General features: G+C 63.5%; 5 protein-coding genes and 1 pseudogene. 3 read left to right on the top strand and 3 right to left on the bottom strand.

Features of this window, described 5'->3' with window-relative positions; genetic code table 11:
* A partial coding sequence (locus EOA22_RS24155; RefSeq protein ID WP_127390264.1) for a lytic transglycosylase domain-containing protein occupies window positions 1-597 on the top strand: 597 nt, incomplete at its 5' end.
* A gap of 72 nt (window positions 598-669) precedes the next feature.
* Here EOA22_RS24155 and EOA22_RS24150 read toward each other — a convergent pair.
* Both EOA22_RS24150 and EOA22_RS24145 read right to left on the bottom strand, forming a co-directional pair.
* On the bottom strand, window positions 670-1191 hold the full coding sequence (locus EOA22_RS24150) for a hypothetical protein (RefSeq protein WP_027162880.1): 522 nt from the start codon (window positions 1189-1191) through the stop codon (window positions 670-672).
* Between the two features lie 5 nt (window positions 1192-1196).
* Window positions 1197-2420: an argininosuccinate synthase gene (locus EOA22_RS24145; protein ID WP_063169556.1), complete on the bottom strand. Its 1224-nt coding sequence runs from the start codon at window positions 2418-2420 to the stop codon at window positions 1197-1199.
* A 214-nt stretch (window positions 2421-2634) separates the two neighbouring features.
* On the opposite strand from EOA22_RS24145, the pseudogene EOA22_RS24140 reads away from it, so the two are divergent.
* Window positions 2635-3576 (top strand): annotated as a pseudogene (locus EOA22_RS24140) (GGDEF domain-containing phosphodiesterase); the annotation flags it as partial.
* 125 nt (window positions 3577-3701) lie between these two features.
* On the top strand, window positions 3702-4343 hold the full coding sequence (locus EOA22_RS24135) for a LysE family translocator (RefSeq protein WP_013528810.1): 642 nt from the start codon (window positions 3702-3704) through the stop codon (window positions 4341-4343).
* 6 nt (window positions 4344-4349) lie between these two features.
* Here the strand turns inward: EOA22_RS24135 and EOA22_RS24130 are convergent, their stop codons facing one another.
* Window positions 4350-4829, bottom strand: a complete 480-nt coding sequence (locus tag EOA22_RS24130) for a hypothetical protein (RefSeq protein WP_063169555.1) — start codon at window positions 4827-4829, stop codon at window positions 4350-4352.
* Between the last annotated feature and the right edge of the window lie 167 nt (window positions 4830-4996).

Below are 4996 nucleotides of genomic sequence, written 5' to 3'. Positions count from 1 at the left end.
ACAAAGACCATCTCCGTCGACCGCGGCATTCACAAGGCCTTCAGCGGCTCGGTGGACGATTTCATGCGGCGGCGCGGCGGCGCGGCGATTATCTCCAAGGGCCGGTCGCTGAAAAAGTCGAATGCGGCGCTGTTCTCCAAGATCGAAGCGAATTACGGCGTGTCGCCGGGCGTGTTGCTGGCCATCTGGGGTATGGAAACCGGCTTCGGTTCGGCCATGGGCAACCAGAACACCGTCTCTGCGATTTTGACGCTTGCCTATGATTGCCGCCGCCCGGGGTTCTTCTACCCGCATGCGATCGCCGCCCTGAAGCTGGTCGATCGCGGGGCGTTGACAGCCTCGTCGGTCGGGGCCGCGCATGGCGAGATCGGACACACGCAGTTCCTGCCAGGAAACGTCCTGAAATATGGCGTCGGCGGCGGAAACCTGCGCGACAAGGGCACGGCGCTGGCTTCCACTGCCAACTTCCTCAAGGGCCATGGCTGGCGGGCAGGTGCGAGCGCGAGTGCGAATATGGGCGCGATTGCCGGCTGGAATTCCGCGAGCGTCTATCAGCAGGCCATCGCCCGCATTGCCACGGCGATCGACGGCGATTGACGGAACATGCACCGGGCAGAAGGCCCCGGCCATTTTTGACTTGATCGAAAACCCGGCGTGAATGCCGGGTTTTTATTTGATTTCGAGCGTGTAGGAGCAGCCGGCCAGGGTCTTGCCGGGATGGGACTCGACGGTCGAGACGTTGAGCTTGACGTCGGTGGAGAAGGTCAATCCTTCCGACTCTTCGGTGCTTTGGACAACGACCTTTTCGCCAAGGAATTTTTGCGGCGTGGAAAACACGGCCATGACGTCGAGTTCTTTTGCAAGCTCCGGCGCGGCAACGCCGTCGAGCACGGCCATCGGCCCCGCAGCGGTAAACACGATCGATCCTGTCTCGCGGTTGAACACGCGGATTTTGGCCGGCAGTTCGTATTGGCTGAGAAACGGATTGGCGGAGGCAACCTCCTTCCAGCCAAGCGTTTCAACGGCACCCGGTGCGCTGGACAGCCACAGGGCAAAGTCGTTGTAAGTCGGAACGTCCGCCCTGCACTCGATCAGCGCGGGAAGGTCAAGAGAGGCGGGGTCGAACTCCTGGCCGGCGGCCGGCGTCGCCAGAACAACCAGCGGCGCCAGGCAGCGACCGAAACCGCGCATCCGCCCTACTTGGCGCGGTTGCGCGCTGCCAGCGTTCTCAGCCGCAGTGCATTGAGGCGGATGAAGCCGGCGGCGTCCTTCTGGTCATAGGCGCCACGGTCATCCTCGAAAGTGACCAGCGCATCGGAGTAAAGCGTCTTCTTCGACTTGCGGCCGGTGACCATGACGTTGCCCTTGTAGAGCTTGAGCCGCACCGTGCCCTCGACGTCTTCCTGGCTCTTGTCGATCATCGCCTGCAGCATCAGCCGTTCGGGCGCAAACCAGAAGCCGTTATAGATCAGCTCGGCGTAACGCGGCATGAACTCGTCCTTGAGGTGGGCCGCACCTCGGTCGAGCGTGATCGATTCGATGGCCCGGTGGGCGGCGATCAGGATGGTGCCGCCTGGCGTTTCGTAGACGCCGCGCGACTTCATGCCGACGAAGCGGTTCTCGACCAGGTCGAGCCGGCCGATGCCATTGTCGCGGCCGAGATCGTTGAGCGCCGCCAGCATGGTTGCCGGCGACAGCTTCTTGCCGTTGAGCGCGATCGGGTCGCCCTTCAGGAACTCGATCTCGATCTCGGTGACCTTGTCGGGCGCATCCATCGGCGAAACGGTGCGCTGGTGGACGAATTCCGGCGGCTCGCTCCATGGATCTTCCAGAACCTTGCCCTCGGAAGAGGAGTGCAGCAGGTTGGCGTCGACCGAGAACGGCGCCTCGCCCTTCTTGTCCTTCGGCACGGGGATCTGGTGCTGTTCGGCAAAGTTCATCAGGTCGGTGCGCGACTTGAACGACCAGTCGCGCCACGGCGCGATGACCTTGATGTCGGGGTTCAGTGCGTAAGCCGAGAGCTCGAAGCGAACCTGATCGTTGCCCTTGCCGGTGGCGCCATGCGCGATCGCATCGGCGCCGGTTTCCCGGGCTATATCGACCAGATGCTTGGAGATCAGCGGCCGGGCGATCGAGGTGCCGAGCAGATAGGTGCCTTCATAGACGGTGTTGGCGCGGAACATCGGGAAGACGAAGTCGGCGACGAATTCCTCGCGCACATCGACGATACGGATGTCCTTGATGCCCATCATCTCGGCCTTGCGGCGCGCCGGTTCCAGCTCTTCACCCTGACCGAGATCGGCGGTGAAGGTGATGACCTCGGCGCCGAACTCGGTCTGCAGCCATTTCAGGATGATGGATGTGTCGAGACCGCCGGAATAGGAGAGCACGACTTTCTTGATGTCTTTGGTTTTGGACATTTTTACCCCGTCGGTGGCGGACGCCCCAGCCTGGGCGTCACAGATTGTCGCAGCGCCTTTTAGCAGGAACGGCAGAGCGAGCAAGCACGCGTGCATGCATGGCTTCTGGTCCAGCGCATGGCGGGAGCGCGATGCCTGGGCCGTGGCGTTTTGGCGGGACCGTGCCATGGCGCCCCGCATCGCAGCACTAAGAAGATGCAGTTCAGCACGGAGCGCGGTCTATCCGCGCGACGGGGCCGACCGCGAGCGGTTGGTCAGCAACGCCGACCTTGCCATGTACCGGGCGAAGAACGACGTGACGCGAGCCGTCTGCTTCTACGAATCCGCCATGGACGAGACGGCGCGGGCGCGCCGCGCCTTGGCCACCGACCTTCGCCAGGCGATCGACCGCGGCGAGCTTTCGCTTCACTATCAGGTGCAGACCTCGGTCCCGACCGGCGCCACCTGCGGCTACGAAGCGCTGCTGCGCTGGACCCATCCCGTGCATGGCATGATCCCGCCCGCCGAATTCATCCCGATTGCCGAAGAGAACGGCTCGATCATGGCGATCGGCGAATGGGTGCTGCGGACCGCGTGCCGGCAGGCGGCCTCGTGGGGCAATGGCCACAAGATCGCGGTCAATTTGTCGCCGGTGCAGTTCGCCCATGCCGATCTCGCCAAGCTCGTCCATCAGATCCTGATCGAGACCGGGCTGTCGCCGAAACGGCTGGAGCTGGAGTTGACCGAATCGACGATCGTCGCCGACAAGGTGCGCACGCTGCATGTCCTGCGCCAGGTCAAGGCGCTTGGGGTGACGATCGCGATCGACGATTTCGGCACCGGCTATTCATCGCTCGATACGCTGCGCTCGTTTCCCTTCGACAAGATCAAGCTCGACCGCTCATTCATGGCCGATGTCGAGCGAAGCCCGCAGGCCAAGGCCATCATCCGGGCGGTGCTGACGCTGGGCCGCAGCCTCGACATTCCGGTGCTCGCCGAAGGCGTCGAGACACATGTCCAGCTCACCATCCTGCAGGTCGAAGGCTGCAATGAGGCGCAAGGCTATTTTCTCGGCCGGCCCAAGCCGATCGACCAGATCACCGGGGACACCGATGTCCGCAACGATCGACTCTTCGCGGAGGAGCCAGCGAGGATACGGCTGAGCAGGCAGGCATAGGACTGCCGCGGCCGGCGCCCAGCGAATGCCGTGCAGACGCCTGCTGGATCGAGATCGGATCGCTGCTGTGTCTGGCGTCGACATGGCGCATCCTGTATAGGCCTCCCAATTCCCCGGGGCCGCTCATGTCGTTCATTCCAGACACCACCACGCTGATCCAGTTCGCCATCGCCACGGTCATCCTGGCGATCACGCCGGGGCCGGACATGACCCTGTTCGTCTCGCGCACGCTGAGCCAGGGCCGTGCCACCGGCTTTGCCTCGATGGCCGGCGCGCTGTGCGGCACGCTGATCCACACCACGCTGGTGGTGGTCGGCGTCTCGGCGCTGATCGTCGCCTCGCCGATGGCATTCTTCGTGCTGAAGATCTTCGGCGCCGGCTATCTCGTCTTCCTGGCCTGGCAGGCAATCACCAGGGGCTCGGCCTTTTCGCCGGAGAAGAAGACGGGACCCGAGATTTCGCTGTTGCGCAGCTGGGCGGCGGGCCTCGGCGTCAATCTGCTCAACCCGAAGATCATCCTGTTCTTCATGACCTTCCTGCCGCAGTTCGTCTCCGCACATGATCCGAACGCACCGGGAAAGCTGTTTTTCCTGGGCACGATGTTCATCGTGCTGTCGGTCCCGGTGACGGTGCCGATGGTGCTGGCGGCGGAAAAGTTTTCGGCGGCGATGAAGGCAAGCCCGCGCGTTACGCGGGTGGTCGACTATCTGTTTGCCGGCGTGTTCTCCGCCTTCGCCCTCAAGATCCTGACGGCCCAGGCGAAGTAGGCGCCGTCATCCTGTCCGGCCATCCTCTTTTGATTCTGGTTCGCCTTGCCACCAGCTTGCGGCCCAGCGCCCGGCGCTGAGCCAGTAAAAGATACCACCGACCATGCCGCTGCCGATCACGGCCATGATGGCGCTGGTGTCCCTGACGGCGAAGGCGGTGTCACCGCTGTGGTCGGCAAGCCCGAGGAAAACACCGGCAACCACCGCGCCCGCCAGCGCATAGAACAGCCAGTCGCGCCGGCCCAGGATTTCGGCAAGCAGGATGACGACAGAGGCCGGCATCAGGGCGAAATAGGCGACGAACAGGGCGGCGAAGGGAATTGAAAAATACAGGGAAGCCGTCGCCGTCGGATGCGCATGCTCCGGCGTGTAGCCGAGCGATGCCAGGAACAGGATGTTGAGGAAGGCGCTCGCCGCCAGCGAGGCGACGGCATAGCCGAACAGGATGACGGTGAAACGGATGAGGTAGCCGACGAGACGCGCCATCAATCCCGGCCCAGATTCCGGCCCGTGCCGGACCTGCGTCCAGCCAGAAGCCAGTAGATCCAACCGGCGGCGATGCCGGCGGTGGCGAGAAAACCCAGAAAGCCCGGATTGAAGACAAAGCTGCTGGCCGAGCGCGGCATGGATACGCCAAAGGCAATGGACGTGAT

The sequence above is a fragment of the Mesorhizobium sp. M7A.F.Ca.US.014.04.1.1 genome, assembly GCF_003998745.1.
Taxonomy (GTDB): domain Bacteria; phylum Pseudomonadota; class Alphaproteobacteria; order Rhizobiales; family Rhizobiaceae; genus Mesorhizobium; species Mesorhizobium ciceri.
This window is presented reverse-complemented; position numbering and strand designations above follow the sequence as displayed.